The organism is Pedobacter sp. MC2016-15, from assembly GCF_026239695.1.
Taxonomy (GTDB): Bacteria; Bacteroidota; Bacteroidia; order Sphingobacteriales; family Sphingobacteriaceae; genus Pedobacter.
On record NZ_JAPIVS010000008.1, the window covers coordinates 186,826 to 202,522 of the forward strand.

Below are 15,697 nucleotides of genomic sequence, written 5' to 3' on the forward strand. Positions count from 1 at the left end.
TTGATATCAATATGCCCAACGTGAATGCTAATGAGATAATCTACAATTCCTGTAAATCAAGGACTAGTGTTATGAAAAAAGTCTTTTTACTTCTTTTTACTCTTATCACGTTAAATTCTTTTGCTCAGTCTGTAAAATACAAGATAATTACCCAAAGTGAGTCTGTAAGGTTGCTGGAATCCATCAGTAATTTTGAGGTTTTTACCGGAAAACAGCTTCACGTATCAATCTTTAGATCATCAAATGGTTCTGGTAACGCCAAGCTTCCAGAGTCTGATGAGGTTTCTTATAATTTCATATTTTGTGTAGCTCATTTCGATGAAAATCCAGATAGTAAGGTTTTCAGCGTAGGCCCGTTTATAAACCCCATAATTAGTAATAAAGCTGACTCAGGAGATTCTATCGATTTCATTATTTAAACAGGAGTTTTTGATAATAGGAAGAAAGTTAAGCTTACAGTTAGTCAGTATGGGATTCAGATTAAATAGAATCCTATTTAAAAGGTAGCTGCCCATCTATCACTGTCGTTTGCGTATTATCTCTTATTGTTGAATTGTATCTGATGAATCATCGTCGAGGCAAATTCTTGCTGGCTAGGTATTGTAGATGGAGCTTTGATTTTATTTAAAATTTCGTTTATTTGAATACAAAGTTTATAATAATTTGATCATGATGAGAAAGGTTATCAGCATTATATTGTTTTCCATTATTACCATTGTCAGTGCTAAAGGACTGGATTTGAACTCACCCAATGGTTCAGTGAAAGTGAGCGTAAAAGTGTCAGACCGGGTCTACTACAGTGTATGTAGGGAAGATATCCCTCTTCTTGAACAATGTCATCTTGGTTTAGATATTAAAGGTCTTAGCAGCGATAAAAAGTTGAAAGTCACTAGTGTCAAATCATTGCGTATATCACAGGAGCTGAATCCCGTAACTCCGATGAAATTTTCTAAAATTAATGATCTCTGCAATGCCATGCTGATAAAACTTTCGAATGGACTTAATGTAGAGTTTCGGGCCTACAATGATGGTATAGCCTATCGGATCATTACAGCGGCTAAGGGTGATCAAAATGGTAAAGTGAAAATAAGTGATGAAGATGTAACATTGAACCTACCGGACGACTATCTGCTGCATTTACAACCTGCAAAAGATTTCACTTCCAATTATGAAACTAATTATATTCATTTGAATGCAAAACAGTGGAAAGATGCTAATCAGATGGCTACTTTACCTGCACTCATAGATACCAAAAAAGGATTTAAGTTACTTTTTGCTGAAACCGATTTGACAGATTACCCATGTTTATTTGTTAGTGCTAATAGAGCTGATGGACTCGAAGGAACATTTTCCAAGATCGCCCTGCAAGAAAAGCAGGAAGGGGACAGGTTTATGCGGATAACAAAAGAAGCAGATTATATAGCACAAACCAGTGCCAGGAGAACGTATCCCTGGAGATATTTTATTATATCAAAAGATGATCGTGAACTATTGGAAAGTACGCTTCCTGTTAAACTTGCTGCGAAACCTGAAATCAAAGATACCCACTGGATAAAACCCGGACAGGTTAGCTGGGAATGGTGGAATGCTGCCTCACCATACGGTGGCGATGTCGACTTTGTTGCCGGATTTAATCTTGAAACATATAAGTATTATATAGATTTCGCGTCAAAGAATAAAGTACCTTATATCATTATGGACGAGGGCTGGGCAGAAAGCGTGCACGATCCTTATCTTCCGAATAAGAAAGTAGACCTGCATGAATTGATCCGTTATGGTAAAGAAAAACAAGTCGATATCATTTTATGGCTTACCTGGCTTACCGTAGAAAAGAATATGGATTTATTTAAGAGGTTTGCAGACTGGGGCATCAAAGGAGTAAAAATCGATTTTATGGATAGAAATGATCAATGGATGGTCAATTACTATGAACGTGTTGCAAAAGAGGCCGCTAAATATCACATCCTGGTAGATTTTCATGGATCATTCACGCCAAAAGGTTTGGAGCATAAATATCCCAATGTCATTTCATATGAAGGAGTAAGAGGAATGGAACAAATGGAAGGTTGTCAACCTGAAAATACTATATTCCTACCATTTCTGAGAAACGTCGTTGGCCCTATGGATTTCACACCAGGGGCGATGATCAATATGCAGCCCGACGTTTACGGCGGCAAACGGCCTAATGCTGCCAGTGTTGGTACTCGGGCGTATCAATTGGCACTTTTTGTTTTGTTTGAAAGCGGTTTACAGATGCTTTGTGATAATCCAACGCTCTATTATAATAATAAAGAATGTACAGATTTTATAACCCAGGTGCCAGTTACCTGGGATGAGACTAAGGCTCTAAAAGCAGAAGTGGGAGAGGTCGCGGTTGTAGCAAAAAGAAAAGGAAATAAGTGGTTTATCGGAGGAATAACAAATCGGATGGAAAGACAGTTTAGCCTCGATTTAAATTTCCTTAAGAAAGATCAATCTTATCAAATCACTTCTTTTTCGGATGGGATTAATGCCGGTCATCAGGCGATGGATTATAAAAAGAATGCTCAAATGGTAAGTTCTCATTCAAAACTGCAGGTTCACTTGAGCAGGAATGGTGGTTATGCAGCTGTTATTACTGAAATGGAATAAAATCAGAGTATATGGTATATAATAATGCAAAACCCGAAGACCTTGCTGTTCAGGTGATGGAAAAGTTAGCCCACAGCAGCTTATCAAGTCCCGTACCCTCTTTAGATACATTAAAAGATCTGTTTGAGTGTCTGTTTTTTACCAGCATGCAGACTGAGGAAGGTGATCTGATCAAAGTTACAATCACGATCATCGATCCTGAGAATCCAGATCCAAAACCTCCGGAAGTACTTCCTTCTGAGCGCTGGAACATTATTTCTTTCAGTGAACTTATTCATCTTTCCATCAAAACCTTGTCTAAGCTCTCGAAAGCTTCGGATCCGACGGCAACTTCCCTGGCGGTTTATTATGATGCAGAGGGTAAACTATTCATCTGGGGTATGATTGATCAGGCTATACATTACCAAAGTTTTCTGAATTATGAATCAGATTCCGGTTCGGAGCAGCCGGGCATCTTTCAAGTTACGATTAGTGATATTGGTACCTTAAATGTGCTTTTTGACTATGAGCTTTTAGCCACATTAAAGCAAAACATTTTGGTTACCCATTATCTTGATGTTTTCACTATTGGTCCAATTGCGAAGATATTAAAAGCGAATGCACAGCATCTAAAGGCCGACATCCTTGAGTTTTTAAAAAGTGAACATCAAAATGAAAATTTTGAGGACTGGGAGTCATTTATTAATAGCTTATGGATCCAAACGATATCAAGGCTGCTTCTTAGAATACAGAACTATCATCATGGCGGGGCGGTGTTAATTACAGATAACTTGCTGGAAATTGATATCAAGTACCGGATCAATTATGACAGGCTGAAGGTAGCTATCAGTAGGCTGGCGAAAGAAACAATCAATAATTTTGTCGCAGAGACACTCATTGATGAGCATATAACAAAAGGGAATAAGACTATCTCCAAAGACTGGTATGTAGAGGAGTCACGAAGCTTATTTCTTAAAAAAGAAGTCGCAGATGAGATCCGAGGGGCCATCTCCTTTTTAGCTTCTCAGAGTTGTGTTGATGGGGTGTTGCTTTTTGATCGGGATATGGTGTCCAGCGGATTTGGGGGTGTTTTAAAATCTAGAAGGATGCCAAAGAAAATATATATATCACCTACTGCAACCGCAAGCCCAAAATCCCTTGTAGCAACTGACCCAACTCACTTCGGTACAAGGCACCGGTCTATGATCGCCTATTGCTGGAAAAACACTGGAAGTCTGGGACTGGTGATATCTCAAGATGGTGATATACGTGCCTTTTTGCGGATTGATAACAAGCTGATCATGTGGGAGAATATTAAAACTCAACAGTTTATTACAAAAAGAAAGTCAAAGAAGCAGTCGAATGGTAATCTCAATAATGGAGATACTAATTAAACTCAGTTTTAATACAATTTTTTGACTTGGAGAAATAGCTCTTCTGATTACAGTTTTGGGATAAACAATTCAACCTTCATGCGGTTCTTACTGCATGAAGCGAATTGTATTTTTTGGAGATAGCCTCACAGCAGGCTATGGTCTTCAACAACCTGATGAACAATCTTTTCCTGCATTAATACAGCGAGAGCTGAATAATACGGGGCTAGACTACCTGGCGGTGAATGCCGGACTGAGCGGGGATACTTCGGCTTCGGGGCTATCACGTTTGAGTTACTGGCTCAGCGAGCCAATAGATGTGTTTGTCCTTGAACTAGGTGCCAATGACTTGCTAAGAGGCCTTGCGCCTGCCGGAACACAGCGTAATCTGCAGGCTATCATTGATCAGGTCAAAAGCAAGTTTCCTTTAGCCAAGTTATTATTGTTGGGCATGCAGCTTCCGTTATGGGTGCCGGGTCAGCGCGCTGCGGAGTTCAGACAGCTATATCAGGATCTGGCGATGACAAACAAGATCCCATTTTTGCCGTTCTTGCTGGATGGTGTTGCAGGGATCAAGCACCTAAACATGCATGACGGTGTGCATCCACTAGCAGAAGGGTATCAGATTATTGCCGGTAGGGTGTGGCGTATTCTTTTACCATTGCTTTAATGTATTTTATAAATTAATAGAGGGAATTGATAGTCCAACATCAAAAGGTTTATCTTGATAAAAAAAATAGTACGAATTATTTCGTACTTTAATTCGAATTTTGTTATTTGCTTGAAATTATTGTTTTAGTCACATATTAAGAGTTATGAGAAACGGTATCTTTATCCTATTTTTTATCTTATTAGATTTTCATTACGTAAGTGCACAGGACTTTTCGTGCAGTGATACACTTCAGCTTCATCAAAAGTTAACTGAAATCAGGAAGAGAGATCAGGGAGCCCGGGCGCGCATCATTAAGGATTTGGAGAGTAAGACACCTGAAGCAATTAGGTCTGCTGCATTAGAGATGAAAATATCCGACCGCAAAAATCAACTCTTTATTGCCGCTTTACTTGATAAATGCGGATGGCCACAAGGTCTTTCAACCATAGAGAATAACACAATTTTCCTCGTCATTGACCATGCCGATACTGCTTTTATGGCGAAATACTTTCCAATGTTAAAAACTCAGTGCGACCGTGGTGTTGTTGCTAAGAGTGATTATGCAACCATGCAGGATCGGATGCAGTTGCGGAATGGCCAAAAACAAACTTACGGTACACAAACGTTTAAAGTTGGAATGCTAGTCACTATTTGGCCGATAGAGGAATTAGTGAGCCTTGACTCACGTCGAAGAGCAATGGGACTGCTTCCTATGATGGATTATATCAATTTGTTGAATCAAACTTATAAGTCTGAGATAGTGTGGGATAAGGAAATGACGCTTGAGCAGGCAAAGGAGAGGATAACAGGTAAAAATCTAAATGGTAATGTGATACACTAAATTTGTACCCCTTCCGTTAATTTGCGATCTTAGTTAGCACGTTATAACTCAACCCTTATGGAAAAGAAAGAATATACCCTTGCTGAACTGATTGTCGAAGCCGCTGAAAACCCTGCTGAAAATGACTTTTTTGAATTGGAAAAGCCTGCTATGCTGGAAATCAACCTTAAGAATCAAAAGATCCTGGCAAAGGCTGGCTCAATGGTAGCATACATAGGTAATATTGATTTCAAAAGAGAGAGTATGCTAAGTAAAGGGCTTGGCGGACTGATCAAAAAGGCAATTTCAGGAGAAGGAACTTCATTAATGTACGCTTCGGGAAGTGGTAAGCTTTATCTGGCTGATGAGGGAAAAAAAGTTAAAATTATAAAACTGCAGAACGAATCAATCTTTGTCAACGGAAATGACGTGCTGGCGTTAGAAGAGAGTATCAAGAATGAAATAAAAATGCTGAAAAGTGTTGCAGGAATGGTTTCCGGGGGATTATTCCAGGTCAGGCTTTCGGGCTCAGGATATATTGCAATCACGACTCATGGAGAGCCTATATTACTAAAAGTAACTCCGGGACAGCCAGTGTTTACGGATCCAAATGCGACGGTCGCGTGGTCAGAAAACTTAACTCCATCTATTAAAACGAACCTTACTTTCGGATCCTTTATTGGACGAGGCAGTGGCGAATCTTTCCAGTTGGAATTTATGGGACAGGGTTGGGTGTTAGTGCAACCTTATGAGGAGGTTAAATACACTCAGAAATAGGTCCTTTACTAGTCTTGGAAGAAAAACCTTGTTGGTATATCTACGGATCGAAATGTCATTAAAGCAAAAAACACGCCCTGGTACGCTGTTCTTATGGTGTAGCGTGGCGTGTACTGTTAATACAAAGATCAGAATAATTTTAATGTTTGTAAAGTCTAATGTTTATCGAGAGAATTACCAAAGGACCGAGGACAAACAAAAATACTGAATCACTGGAACTTAGAGATTATATCTTTGTTGTATTACAATAAAGATTGAAACAAATCTTCGGCTTTTGGCAATGAATTCAGGATCAATTAAAAGTTTGCCTAAACGCTGCCGGAGTCTGCTGAGTTCTGCTTTTGAATAATTTACTAAAGGTCTGCGGGTAATCGAATCCCAATGCATAAGCTACCTCACTTATCGACAAACCTGTAGTCGACAGCATCTCTTTAGCACGTGCAATCAGCTTATCCTGAATATGCTGTTGTGTACTTTTGCCGGTAAGGTTTTTCAGCAGGCCGCTCAGATAATTCGGAGAAACTTTAAGCGCTGCCGCAACAGATATTACTGTTGGCATTCCTTTGCTACTCAGATGATCTTCACGGAACGACTTGTCCAAAACTTCTTCCAACTTGATGAGAACATCGTGGTGGTGTATCTTACGAGTTAGGAACTGCCGCTGATAAAATCGTTGTGCGTAAGACAAGAGCACCTCTAATTGACCAAGAATAATATTTTGGGTGAATTGGTCAATGCTCCGCTGGTATTCCGTTCGGATATTCAACATAATCCCATTTAGGATCGTTTCTTCCTGTTGTGACAGAAAAAGCGCTTCATTGACCGCGTAGCCGAAGAACTCATATTGCCTTATGCTTTTTGCCATGGCTGTCTTCCATAGAAAGTCTTCGTGGAAGATCAGCAGCCAGCCGTAATGTCCTACCGGTTTTACTGAATCAGATTCAATTCCGATCTTCTGTCCCGGTGCCATAAAGGTCATGATCCCTTCATCGAAGTCGTAGATCTGCTGTCCATATTTTAATTTCGCATCGAAATTGTTTTTGAGTGCAATGGCATAAAAATCGAGTATCCAGCTTCGCGGATGGTCTGCTTCCTGCTTCATATCTTCAAAGCGTACCACACTTACCAGCGAATGCACCGGGCCGGGTAACCCCCGGAGCCGGTGGAACTCAGTGATCGATTTGATATGCAGGGGCTGCGACATTGTCATAATCTAAGGTACCTGTTTTTGATAAGCCAGCGCGAAACCTTTGGCAAAATCTTTCAGTTTAACCCTGCCCAATTCCGGTTTGTGCTGATAATAATCTTCCGCGATCAGACCTTTGTGATGACCCTCCTGCAATTCTACCAATAGTTCGGCTGAGCTGGACGGTAAACCAGCAGCTTCCAGGTTTTGCTGTGCTTGTTCCTTCGTAATGAGTTCCCATCTCAGGTCCGGTTTGCCTATAGCTTCTCCCAGGATGCGGGCTACCTCATTGCAGCTCAGTTCTTCACTTGACACGTAGCGGAAACTTCTGGGGGTATTATTTTCCAGCTCTTCAGCAACTACAGCGGCTATATCTTCCGGCGCAACTAGCACCGTATGGTCCTCAGCGCCGTAATTAGCTGCGATCTTACCAGTTTTTTTTATTGCAGGGATAAACCCATAAAGATTATAATAGAAGGAAGCAGGGCGAATGTGGGTACTATTAACTACTGCGGGAAGTTCGTTTATGATCTTCTCCAGGTAATACGTCCCTACAATTCCACCCGTACCATTGTCGCGATGTGCCCCCCAGCTGCTTAGGTTCACTACCCGCTTGATACCTGCCTTTCGGATAGCTTGTGCATAATTGTTGCCGATACGGCTGAAATGCTGCACCGGGTCAAGATCTTGCTGCATATAATTTACCGGTGGCACCATGGTATATACAGCATCGGCTCCTTTGAAAGTCTCTGCTAAAAAAATTGCATCCTCTACTGAACCAATGGCGGCTACTGCGCCCATATCCTGGATAGTTTTGCGTTTATTGATATCACTGCTGATTATGATCACATGGTGACCTTTCTTAAGCAACTCCTGCACAAGAGGTTTACTGATATGTCCTAATGAACCTGTTACGACGATTTTCATATTTTTCTATTTATAATACGAAGGTCTGTACTGAAAAAGAGGTGTTTTTAACTCTATCTACTTTTGTTGTGTCGGAATCTACTATATATAAATAATATGTAAGTGTTAATATCATTTTACATGTATAGGTCAGCCAATTACTTAATGGGGCCTATAAAAGACGAGAATGAAAGCAGCTGTATATTTACTCTAAATTGTTGTTTAATTAAACAAAATACTGTAAATTATTAAATATAAATATAAGTACTCACAAAATTTATTCATCTAATGTATCGCAAAAGCATACATATACTATATTTGACAGAGTTTACCAAATTGTTAAAGTTCTAACCAAATTATTTCTTCAAAGCCTTTACCATCCCGGCACCAAGCCATTGGCTGAAGAAAACAATTTGGTTTCTAAAGCTAAAGTGAAGTATGGCAAATATTAATTCTGTAAATAAGGTAGGATCGAGAATCAAATTTTTGAGGAAACGAAAGGGGTGGCCGCAGAGCGAAATCGCAAAGAAGCTTTCAATTTCCAGTGCTGCCTATTCGAAGATCGAACTTGGGTTCACAGATTCCAACATTTCAAGATTACAACAGATTGCTCAGCTTTTGGAGGTTCATGTACTGGATCTGCTAAATGATAGCGATGTGCATATTTTGTATCAGGTAGCAGCGACAGTTAATGACCTTAAAGAAAAAATAACATTATGTGAAACAAAAATCGGAGAACTCCAGACAAAGACAATCAACCTTTATGAAGAATTGCATAGATCAGGAAAATGAGTCAGCCAGTCTTATTGATCGAGGATGAAGTCCACATTATTACTAGTTTAAAATCTTTATATAGAGAAACATGAATAGTAAAAATAAGATAATAGAGGGCAAAGTAAGGACTGCTATTATCAACATTAGAAAAATCAGGGAATATCGTAATTATTCGCAACATTATGTTGCGGCTAAACTTTCTATATCACAAAATGCATACAGCAAGATTGAGCTTTTCCGAAGTGCGATTACTTTAAACCGGCTCTTTCAAATTGCGGTAATACTGGAAGTAGAGGTAATGAATTTGCTCTATGTTGAGCACCTAACTGAAGATATGTTTAACGATTTTCCTCCAATTAAAGGGTAGACCGGATATTATATATTAATGGTCTTATCTGCCATCATAACGAAAGATTAATAATCATATATCTGTGTCTCTGGATTCTTTAAAAGGCTTGTCTGGCATAAAGAGTCTTGGAGAAACCCCAAAATATGCCGCCAGAGTATTTATATGTTTCAAGTTGTACTTAGCAAGATTTGAAGTATTTTCCACGTTGCCCACAAATGAAGTTGTGGTATTGAGAATTTGTGCGATATCACTCAGTTTCAAGTTGTGCTGGCGTCTAAGCTTTATTGATATATCAATAGCGTATTGTTCAATAGGAGGTATCAAAATCTGATCGTTTTAACAATACCTAAGATATGAAGAATAAAGAAAAAATGCAGGGAGAAAAGTAATTTTGAAATGGAGTCTTTCAAAACTTCCCTATGTCCGAAATTACATGTATTTGTGCTATTTTTTTTGTTTCATTACACAAATAAGTTTATTAAACAGTATCTCAAGGGGTTTTGGCCTGGAATTGGATTTTAAGTATTCAATTGTAACATAATCTATCATCTATGAATGAATTATTGGTTGATACTGCCGAGATGATTGCATTTCTGCAATTCAAAGCTCAGGAATCAAAAGAGCATCTCGACCAGCTTAAAAGGAAGATTTGGACACATCAGGGCAATCTCAGTATCGATAGTAAAGTTAACTTACTGGCAGTTATTGAGAACCTGGAGCCGGAGATCAATGATGCAATACAAAGTCGCATTTACGAGATCAGGAAATTAAATGAAGAATAGGCAATTATTTTAAAACCTTAATGGTTTCTTCATGTTGATCAAATGCGACCTAATTGAAATACATACCCTATTAAAGATCCCCGGTAGAAATGCCGGGGATTTTTTTATACCCCAAATCTCAAACAATGCTCAAAGCCGTTCGTTTATCATATCTCAGCCGCGTTTGAGATTAATAGATTATTAGTAGCCCTTGCCAGTGGATTCTGGTGAGGGTTTTGTATAAAATAAAGAATAATGATAAATCAAATAGCAGACAGTGCGTTGAACGGTTTGGAGTGGATAGACATCACGGCTCCAACTGAAGAGGAATTTAAAGAGTTAGCACAAAAATACAACCTGCATCCCGCATTGGTTAAGGATTGCTTGCAGCCAGACCACCTGCCAAAATTTGAGCGCATGGAGAAGTATGCGTTTATCATCTTTCGCCTATATACTGACAATGATCTGCCTGAAGCTGATAGCATACAGGAGCTTACCAACAAGATCGCTATTTTCATTTCTGAAGAGTTTGTACTGACTATACACCGCAGAAAACAACCTTTAATTGAGCAGGTGAAAGACTCTTTAAAAGAGAAACCTTGCTCAACAACAGCAGAATTACTTAATATCCTGATCAGTGCCTGTCTCAATACCTACGAACCACCTTTGCTGAAGCTATCAAAATCAATTGATCATTTTGAAGAGGTCGTATTTCTGCGTCCAAAGAATGGACCTATCTTAAAAGGGCTCTATTATTTAAAACGCAAGACTGACCTGCTTAAGCAGATGCTTATTCTATCATATGATATTATTGATAACATTGATGATAAGGAACATGGAACGGTGGATACCAGAGATACCAGGGACCATTATCTTAAACTGCAAAACATGTTTTCTTCGCAGTCAGAAAATATCAACCAGCTCCTCAATGTTTACTTTTCTGCCTCTTCTCAAAGAACAAACGAAACGATAAGGATCCTGACGATTTTTTCCGTGTTCTTTATGCCCTTGACTTTCATTGTGGGCGTGTATGGGATGAACTTTGAGTTTATGCCAGAACTAAAATGGAAGCTGGGATATCCCGGCGTAATGCTGCTGATGGTGGTGATCACCTTGCTGATCTATATCTGGTTTAAAAGAAAGAAGTGGTTATGATAAATAAGAAAATATTGGTCACTGGCGCAAGTATTGCCGGGCCAACGCTGGCTTATTGGCTCAATAAGTATGGATTTAAAGTAACAGTTGTTGAACGTGCGCCCGAGCTCAGGTTGGGCGGGCAGAACATTGATGTTAAAGGACCGGCAGCTGAGATAGCACGCAAGATGGGTATAGAAAAAGCTATCCGCGAAAAGAACACTACAGAGGTAGGCCTGCGCTTCGTCAATGTAAATAACGAAACAGTAGCAGAGTTTCCGGTAGGAAATTCACTGAGCATGACCCAGGAGCTGGAGATCCTGCGCGGTGACCTGGTGCAGATCCTTTATGATCAAACGAAGGACGATGTTGATTATCGCTTTAATCAGTACATCACAGCTATGGTACAATCTAAAGAAAATGTAGCAGTTACCTTTTCAAACGGTAATGCAGAAACTTTTGACCTGGTGATCGCTGCGGAAGGAATAGGATCAGCAACACGGCAGCTTGCTTTCAAAGATAAGCCTGATTTTAAATATCTTGGCTTATATACAGCTTATCTGACGATCTCAAAATCAGCGAAGGACAGCAGATGGGCGCGATGGTGCAATGCAGAGAAGGGAATCGTGTTCATGATGCGTCCGGATAATTATGGGGAGACAAGAGCTTCTGTTACTTTTACTGCAGAAGAAGATCGATACAAAGGCCTCTCACTGGATCAGCAAAAGAAAGCATTAGTTAAACGTATCAAGGGCAGCGGCTGGGAATCTGAGCGGCTGATCAGGGAAATTAGAAAAACCAACGATCTCTATTTTGAAAGAGTAAGCCAGGTTAAAGCTGCCAAATGGAGCGAAGGGAGAGTAGCGATTGTTGGGGATGCGGCGTATTGCGCGACACCGATTGCCGGTAAGGGTACTGACATGGCTATGTCCGGAGCTTATATCCTTGCGGGCGAGTTATTCAAGGCGGATAACTATGAGGAAGCTTTTAAAGCATATGAGCAAAAGATGCGTCCATATGTTGAGAAATGCCAGAAACTTCCTCCGGGAATACCTGGCATTGTCTATCCACAAACCAAGCTTGGTGTAAGGGTATTAAATACTATGGTGTCTATCGTAGGCAGCAAGCCTGCCAAATGGGTTACCGGTTTGTTTGGTAAGGAGAAAAAAGAGCCGAAACCAGAGATTATTCTTCCTGATTATGGAAACAGAAAATAGGAGGGCAGCTGGAAGCGCGCCCTCCTAAGGTTTTACTTTTGGACAAATGAGTCTAGATTCATTGGCGCAGGAAGATCGACATCAGTGGAAGCATCCGCCATGGTCATCTCGGTGATAAACATTGATTTTGGTGTTCTTACCTTTTTCATGTTAACCAACCAATCCTGTTCACTTTCCCGGTAGCCCAGAGGAAGTATCACGGTGCTTTTATAACCTGAGCCTTTCAGGTTTAACAACTCATCGAGTTTTTCAGATAGAAAACCTTCGATCGGTGTTGCATCTACCTTTTGTTCTGCGGCAGCAGCAATAGCCATTGCAAAAGATATATAGCTCTGCTTGGCAGCATGATGTGCCTGCCATTCCTGACCGGACCGTTCGTACAAATCAAGAATCACCTGTTTGTATCCATCCATTGTCTCATGTGGCAGGCCACGTTCATCCATGATATAATTGAAGACATTAGAGATCCGTTCATCCGTATATCCGTCCCATGCAGCAAAAACCAGCAAATGCGAGCAGTCAGTGATTTGGCTTTGATCATAGGCAACCAGCCTAATCCGCTCCAATAGTGCACTATCGGAAATGACTATAACTTTATACTGTTGTAATCCCGATGAAGACGGCGCCAGTCGCGCGGCTTCTAATATATAATCCAGCTTCTCCTGCGGGATCTTTTTCCCATTCATTTTTTTGGTAGCATAACGCCACTCCAGATCAGTTAATAAACTCATAATGTAAAATATTTAAACAAATGTACCTTTGCCTGGTGTCAATAAGTAACTTTGTGACCGAAAGTAATGGTGACATCTGAGTCACCATAGTGACAAGAAAGTAACCTTATGGAATTAGAAACTACTGATCAGTCATTACCGCCTTTTGGCGACTGCCTAAAAAAGATAAGAGCTATTGATGATACGATGGAGCTGCTGTCAGGGAAATGGAAACTGCCGATCCTGGCCCGACTGTGCTATAAACCAATGCGCTATTCTGAAATATTGAGTGACATTGAACCCCTATCAGGGAAAGTGCTCAGTCGGGAGTTAAAGGATCTGGAAATCAACGGTCTGATCAACCGTCATGTGAGCCTGAGCAAGCCAGTTTCTGTTACTTATAGCGTTTCTGATTATGGGATGTCGCTTAGGGATCTTTCTGATACAATCGCTGAGTGGGGTTTGCAACACCGCGACCGTATCAAAAGCTCGTTCAGGGAAAAGGTCGTTTAATACAAATCCTTTATGAGTACGAAGATCTGAACTCCAGGGGTGAAAGATTGGTCTTTGATTTGAACATCTTACTAAACGACTGGCTATGCTCAAAACCCAGTCTGTAGGCAATTTCACTGACAGACAGGGTTGTAGTAGAGAGGTTTTCTTTTGCTTTCTCTATAATCTTATTTTGGATATGCTGCTGTGTACTGAGCCCGGTAAGCTCCTTTAATAGGCGGCTTAGATATCCGGGAGATATATTCAGTTCGTTCGTTAAATATTGCACAGTAGGAAGTCCCAGGGCTGATAGATTATCATTGTCGAAATATTTTGCCAGGATACCTTCCATACGGTCAAGCACCTCATGGTTGCTTATTTTACGGGTGATAAACTGCCTCTGGTAAAATCTTTCAGCGTAGTTCAGCAGGGTTTCGATCTGTGATATGATGATATTCTGGCTAAACTTATCAATATTGGAACGGTGCTCAGATTTGATATTCTGAATGATACCTTCCAGGATTACCTCTTCATTTTCCGAAAGAAAGAGCGCTTCGCTTACAGAATAATCAAAAAACTCATATTTCCTCATTTTTTTCGCCAGGGCAGTATTCCAGAGGAAGTCGGGATGGATCAGCAAGAACCAACCAGATTTATTATCCTGTCTCTCTTGCGGTACCTCAATGCTGAATACCTGCCCGGGCGCAATGAAAAACATTAATCCTTCATCAAAATCATATTGCTGCTGTCCATATTTTATTTTGGCCGGCATATTTCTTTTGAGTGCTATGGAGTAGAAATCATAGACCCAGCTGACGTTGTTATTTTCTGGCGACAAGCGCATTGTAGCATAATCTACCACACTGATCAGCGGGTGCAGTGGTGGGGGTAAACCTCTGGACCGGTGAAATTCTATCAATGATTTTAACTTGCGCACTTCCTTCATATGTCAGCAATAACGAAACTCAAATATAATTATTTAGGGATGGATGTAGTGTTCTGCTACACGCTTAGCCATTGTAAGCCTTTGCGAATTCTTTGGCATAATCGGTCATTTTGATCGTACCAAATACTGATGGCTTGTGCTGCTGGTAATGTTCAAACAATGTTCCGCTATGCATGGAGGCATTCATTTCTACCAGTCCGGAAACCTGTTGAGGAGCCATACCGATCTTCAGAAATTTGGAATACTCTTCTTCATCAGAGACGACCTCCCATTTCAGGTCTGGCTTTCCTATCGCGTCACCTAGTATTTTCGCAACTTCATTACATGACAATTCATCACTTACCACATAGCGGAATTTCCTGCCCTCTGCTGTGGCTTCCAGTTCTTCAGCTATTACATCAGCAATATCGATAGGAGACACCCATGGGATGATATCATCCCCACCATAATTGGCAGCAATCCTACTTGTAAATTTAATTCCGGGAATGAAGTTGAGGAGATTATAATAAATGGCAAGCGCACGGACATGCGTAATCGAGATATCAGCAGGTAATTCTTTTAGAATATTTTCAACCAGGTGGTGGAAGTGGAGCATTCCGACACCCTGATCGGTATGTGCGCCGATGCTGCTTAAATGTACTACGTGCCGTACTCTTGAGTCTAGCACTGCCTTTGCGAAACTGTGGCCTAATTCTCCGTAATAGGCTGCTATATCAAGCTCTTTGTCAAAAAAGTCAACCGGTGGCTCCATTAAATAGACAGCATCTGCACCAGAAAATGCGGTGTTGAGGAATGCCGGATCTTCCATAGAACCTATAGCTGCTGTAGCGCCCAGCGCGTCAATGATTGATCTTTTTTCCGGATCTCTGCTGATAACCGTGACAGTATGTCCTTTTGAAATTAGATTTTTTATTAGTGGGATATTTATATTTCCCAAAGAACCTGTGAGTGTGATTTTCATTTTGTCATAATTGTTTATGCAAAACTACA

General features: G+C 40.4%; 17 protein-coding genes. 12 read left to right on the forward strand and 5 right to left on the reverse strand.

All coding sequences use genetic code 11. The features are described 5' to 3' along the window. Positions 1–71 precede the first annotated feature (71 nt). From OQY15_RS20755 to OQY15_RS20780, 6 genes are all read left to right on the forward strand, one after another. Positions 72–419, forward strand: coding sequence for a hypothetical protein (locus OQY15_RS20755; protein ID WP_265793931.1), 348 nt, complete (start codon positions 72–74; stop codon positions 417–419). A 250-nt stretch (positions 420–669) separates the two neighbouring features. Next, positions 670–2,631, forward strand: a complete 1,962-nt coding sequence (locus OQY15_RS20760) for a glycoside hydrolase family 97 protein (RefSeq protein ID WP_265793932.1) — start codon at positions 670–672, stop codon at positions 2,629–2,631. Positions 2,632–2,642: 11 nt separating this feature from the next. Continuing rightward, positions 2,643–4,004, forward strand: a complete 1,362-nt coding sequence (locus tag OQY15_RS20765; RefSeq protein ID WP_265793937.1) for a putative sensor domain DACNV-containing protein — start codon at positions 2,643–2,645, stop codon at positions 4,002–4,004. 94 nt (positions 4,005–4,098) lie between these two features. After that, the gene (locus tag OQY15_RS20770; protein ID WP_265793938.1) at positions 4,099–4,653 is read left to right on the forward strand and encodes an arylesterase; all 555 of its coding nucleotides are present in this window, start codon (positions 4,099–4,101) and stop codon (positions 4,651–4,653) included. Between the two features lie 145 nt (positions 4,654–4,798). After that, entirely contained in the window at positions 4,799–5,476 is a 678-nt protein-coding gene (locus OQY15_RS20775; RefSeq protein ID WP_265793939.1) for a DUF6624 domain-containing protein, read from the forward strand. 57 nt (positions 5,477–5,533) lie between these two features. Continuing rightward, the gene (locus OQY15_RS20780; RefSeq protein ID WP_265793940.1) at positions 5,534–6,232 is read left to right on the forward strand and encodes an AIM24 family protein; all 699 of its coding nucleotides are present in this window, start codon (positions 5,534–5,536) and stop codon (positions 6,230–6,232) included. A 292-nt stretch (positions 6,233–6,524) separates the two neighbouring features. Here the strand turns inward: OQY15_RS20780 and OQY15_RS20785 are convergent, their stop codons facing one another. Together OQY15_RS20785 and OQY15_RS20790 are read right to left on the reverse strand one after the other, a co-directional pair. Next, complete coding sequence (locus OQY15_RS20785) at positions 6,525–7,442, reverse strand: helix-turn-helix transcriptional regulator (RefSeq protein ID WP_265793941.1); 918 nt, start codon at positions 7,440–7,442, stop codon at positions 6,525–6,527. 3 nt (positions 7,443–7,445) lie between these two features. Next, complete coding sequence (locus OQY15_RS20790; RefSeq protein ID WP_265793942.1) at positions 7,446–8,345, reverse strand: NmrA family NAD(P)-binding protein; 900 nt, start codon at positions 8,343–8,345, stop codon at positions 7,446–7,448. A 417-nt stretch (positions 8,346–8,762) separates the two neighbouring features. On the opposite strand from OQY15_RS20790, the gene OQY15_RS20795 reads away from it, so the two are divergent. The 5 genes from OQY15_RS20795 to OQY15_RS20815 all read left to right on the forward strand — a co-directional run bounded on the left by OQY15_RS20795 (position 8,763) and on the right by OQY15_RS20815 (position 12,559). After that, complete coding sequence (locus OQY15_RS20795; RefSeq protein ID WP_265793943.1) at positions 8,763–9,116, forward strand: helix-turn-helix transcriptional regulator; 354 nt, start codon at positions 8,763–8,765, stop codon at positions 9,114–9,116. Between the two features lie 70 nt (positions 9,117–9,186). Next, positions 9,187–9,465, forward strand: coding sequence for a helix-turn-helix transcriptional regulator (locus OQY15_RS20800; protein WP_265793944.1), 279 nt, complete (start codon positions 9,187–9,189; stop codon positions 9,463–9,465). 533 nt (positions 9,466–9,998) lie between these two features. Further along, the gene (locus OQY15_RS20805) at positions 9,999–10,229 is read left to right on the forward strand and encodes a hypothetical protein (protein ID WP_265793946.1); all 231 of its coding nucleotides are present in this window, start codon (positions 9,999–10,001) and stop codon (positions 10,227–10,229) included. 234 nt (positions 10,230–10,463) lie between these two features. Continuing rightward, entirely contained in the window at positions 10,464–11,363 is a 900-nt protein-coding gene (corA, locus tag OQY15_RS20810; RefSeq protein ID WP_265793947.1) for a magnesium/cobalt transporter CorA, read from the forward strand. Beyond that, a complete protein-coding gene (locus OQY15_RS20815) occupies positions 11,360–12,559 on the forward strand; it encodes an FAD-dependent monooxygenase (RefSeq protein ID WP_265793948.1) in 1,200 nt (399 codons plus the stop codon). The genes corA and OQY15_RS20815 overlap by 4 nt, the downstream gene beginning before the upstream one ends. A gap of 32 nt (positions 12,560–12,591) precedes the next feature. Here OQY15_RS20815 and OQY15_RS20820 read toward each other — a convergent pair whose 3' ends face one another. Next, positions 12,592–13,290 (reverse strand): nitroreductase family protein, encoded by a 699-nt coding sequence (locus OQY15_RS20820; RefSeq protein ID WP_265793950.1) that lies wholly within the window; start codon positions 13,288–13,290, stop codon positions 12,592–12,594. Between the two features lie 108 nt (positions 13,291–13,398). On the opposite strand from OQY15_RS20820, the gene OQY15_RS20825 reads away from it, so the two are divergent. Continuing rightward, positions 13,399–13,782: a helix-turn-helix domain-containing protein gene (locus tag OQY15_RS20825; protein WP_265793951.1), complete on the forward strand. Its 384-nt coding sequence runs from the start codon at positions 13,399–13,401 to the stop codon at positions 13,780–13,782. A 10-nt stretch (positions 13,783–13,792) separates the two neighbouring features. Here the strand turns inward: OQY15_RS20825 and OQY15_RS20830 are convergent, their stop codons facing one another. Further along, positions 13,793–14,707: a helix-turn-helix domain-containing protein gene (locus tag OQY15_RS20830; RefSeq protein ID WP_265793952.1), complete on the reverse strand. Its 915-nt coding sequence runs from the start codon at positions 14,705–14,707 to the stop codon at positions 13,793–13,795. Positions 14,708–14,771: 64 nt separating this feature from the next. Next, positions 14,772–15,668: an NmrA family NAD(P)-binding protein gene (locus OQY15_RS20835; protein ID WP_265793954.1), complete on the reverse strand. Its 897-nt coding sequence runs from the start codon at positions 15,666–15,668 to the stop codon at positions 14,772–14,774. Positions 15,669–15,697: the final 29 nt, after the last annotated feature.

Excerpts from the sequence above, each read along its gene's own strand:
- OQY15_RS20755 (WP_265793931.1), top strand. The coding sequence starts at position 72 with ATGAAAAAAGTCTTTTTACTTCTTTTTACTCTTATCACGTTAAATTCT.
- OQY15_RS20790 (WP_265793942.1), bottom strand. The coding sequence starts at position 8,345 with ATGAAAATCGTCGTAACAGGTTCATTAGGACATATCAGTAAACCTCTT.
- OQY15_RS20775 (WP_265793939.1), top strand. The coding sequence starts at position 4,799 with ATGAGAAACGGTATCTTTATCCTATTTTTTATCTTATTAGATTTTCAT.
- OQY15_RS20800 (WP_265793944.1), top strand. The coding sequence starts at position 9,187 with ATGAATAGTAAAAATAAGATAATAGAGGGCAAAGTAAGGACTGCTATT.
- OQY15_RS20820 (WP_265793950.1), bottom strand. The coding sequence starts at position 13,290 with ATGAGTTTATTAACTGATCTGGAGTGGCGTTATGCTACCAAAAAAATG.
- OQY15_RS20780 (WP_265793940.1), top strand. The coding sequence starts at position 5,534 with ATGGAAAAGAAAGAATATACCCTTGCTGAACTGATTGTCGAAGCCGCT.
- OQY15_RS20805 (WP_265793946.1), top strand. The coding sequence starts at position 9,999 with ATGAATGAATTATTGGTTGATACTGCCGAGATGATTGCATTTCTGCAA.
- OQY15_RS20795 (WP_265793943.1), top strand. The coding sequence starts at position 8,763 with ATGGCAAATATTAATTCTGTAAATAAGGTAGGATCGAGAATCAAATTT.
- OQY15_RS20835 (WP_265793954.1), bottom strand. The coding sequence starts at position 15,668 with ATGAAAATCACACTCACAGGTTCTTTGGGAAATATAAATATCCCACTA.
- OQY15_RS20770 (WP_265793938.1), top strand. The coding sequence starts at position 4,099 with ATGAAGCGAATTGTATTTTTTGGAGATAGCCTCACAGCAGGCTATGGT.
- OQY15_RS20825 (WP_265793951.1), top strand. The coding sequence starts at position 13,399 with ATGGAATTAGAAACTACTGATCAGTCATTACCGCCTTTTGGCGACTGC.
- OQY15_RS20765 (WP_265793937.1), top strand. The coding sequence starts at position 2,643 with ATGGTATATAATAATGCAAAACCCGAAGACCTTGCTGTTCAGGTGATG.
- OQY15_RS20760 (WP_265793932.1), top strand. The coding sequence starts at position 670 with ATGATGAGAAAGGTTATCAGCATTATATTGTTTTCCATTATTACCATT.
- corA (WP_265793947.1), top strand. The coding sequence starts at position 10,464 with ATGATAAATCAAATAGCAGACAGTGCGTTGAACGGTTTGGAGTGGATA.
- OQY15_RS20815 (WP_265793948.1), top strand. The coding sequence starts at position 11,360 with ATGATAAATAAGAAAATATTGGTCACTGGCGCAAGTATTGCCGGGCCA.
- OQY15_RS20830 (WP_265793952.1), bottom strand. The coding sequence starts at position 14,707 with ATGAAGGAAGTGCGCAAGTTAAAATCATTGATAGAATTTCACCGGTCC.
- OQY15_RS20785 (WP_265793941.1), bottom strand. The coding sequence starts at position 7,442 with ATGACAATGTCGCAGCCCCTGCATATCAAATCGATCACTGAGTTCCAC.